This window comes from Corynebacterium gottingense, assembly GCF_003693265.1.
Lineage (GTDB): Bacteria > Actinomycetota > Actinomycetes > Mycobacteriales > Mycobacteriaceae > Corynebacterium > Corynebacterium gottingense.
This window is the reverse complement of the sequence record NZ_RDRE01000126.1, coordinates 1-1,487: the sequence shown is the minus strand read 5'-3', so window position 1 is coordinate 1,487 and position 1,487 is coordinate 1. Positions and strand designations below refer to the sequence as shown.

Sequence of the window (1,487 nt, the reverse complement as noted above, 5' to 3'; positions counted from 1 at the left end):
CCCGGCCGACTGGAATGTACGTACCGGTTTGTCTATATTGAGACCAGACGCAATGACCGGAGGAAGTGAGGACGCAACGTGAGCAGTGGCACGGCGAAAAAGAAGACGACGACTCGTCGCCGCAACCGCCCGAGCCCGCGGCAGCGCCTCCTCGACGCGGCCACGAAACTCTTTACCGAGGAAGGCATCCGCGTCATCGGCATCGACCGGATCCTGCGCGAGGCCGACGTGGCGAAGGCGTCCCTGTACAGCCTGCTCGGCTCCAAGGACAACCTGGTCATCGCCTACCTGGAGCGCTTGGACGAGCAGTACCGGCAGCGGTGGGAGGAGCGCGCGGTCAAAGCCTCGAGCGCGGACGAGAAGGTCCTCGCCTTCTTTGACATGGCCATCGAGGCGGAACCGCAGCGCGAGTTCCGCGGCTCCCCGTTCCTCAACGCGGCGACGGAGTACCCGCGCCCCGACACCGAGTCGGAGCAGCGGATCGTGCAGACCTGCCTGAACCACCGCACCTGGATGCACGACACCCTCACGGAGCTGCTGAGCAACAAGAACGGTTACGACTCCTCGAACCAGGCGGACGAGCTGCTCATCTTCCTCGACGGGGGGATGTCGGGTGCGCGCCTGCTGCGCGACGTCGCACCGCTGCGCAAGGCGCGCGACCTGGCGGAAAGCCAGCTCGGCGCGCCGCCCGCGGACTACTCCATCTGATCCTGCTTCTGGCGCTTCTTGTCCCGCGCGAGCTGGCGGCTCGCCTCGTTGCGCGCCTTCTGGAGTGCCTTCCGCTCCTGCTTCTCGCGCGCTTTTTCCTGCTTGCGCTCGCGCTTCTCGGCGCGCAGCTCGCGGGCGATCGCGCCCGCCTCTCCCGGGTGGCGCAGCGCGCGCAGGCGCTTCGCGCGGCGCGACCGTGTGCGCTCCTTGCGCGCGGCGCGCAGCTCCTCGGCCTTCTGCTTCGTCTCCGCCCAGAACTCGCGGTGCAGCGCCTCCGCCGGGTAGCGGCGGACCGTCCAGGCCCAGAAAAGGATCGTCTGCGTCATCGTCCACAGGTTGCCCGTGACCCAGTACAGCAGCACCGCGATCGGGACGATACCGGAGAGCCCGGCGGAGATGAGGCTCAGGGCGACGATCGGAATGGCCAACCACAGCAGGCCGTAGGACTTCCGCGTCATCGCGTTCTCCCAGTCCAGCGTGGAGCGGTTGCGCATTTGCGAGATCGCAAGGTTGGAGCAGGTGAAAATGACGGCGGCGATCACCATGGGCAGGGCCACGGCCCGCACCTGCGCCTCCGTGGTGCCGAGAGCGGCGAGGTGTTCTGGGGGCATGGCCATGTAGGCGGGGAGGGGGGCGTCGAAAAGCGAAGCTGCCCGGAACGTCTCGAGGTCCTGCGGGGTGAGGATGCCGATGGTGTGGTTGTCGCCGTCCGTGGGCACGGCCATCCAGCGCAGCAGGCGGTAGAGGCCGATGAACACCGGGAACTGGATGAGCGCCGG

2 protein-coding genes are annotated in these 1,487 nt (G+C 67.7%); one reads left to right on the top strand and one right to left on the bottom strand.

Annotation, left to right across the window (positions count from 1 at the left end; translation table 11 throughout):
• Nucleotides 1-78: 78 nt before the first annotated feature.
• The gene (locus EAW56_RS12160) at nt 79-708 is read left to right on the top strand and encodes a TetR/AcrR family transcriptional regulator (RefSeq protein ID WP_095535965.1); all 630 of its coding nucleotides are present in this window, start codon (nt 79-81) and stop codon (nt 706-708) included.
• Here the strand turns inward: EAW56_RS12160 and EAW56_RS12155 are convergent.
• Nucleotides 696-1,487, bottom strand: a 792-nt coding sequence (locus EAW56_RS12155) for a YidC/Oxa1 family membrane protein insertase (protein ID WP_122086814.1), incomplete at its 5' end; no start/stop codon positions are given. The two genes, EAW56_RS12160 and EAW56_RS12155, sit on opposite strands and share 13 nt — an antisense overlap.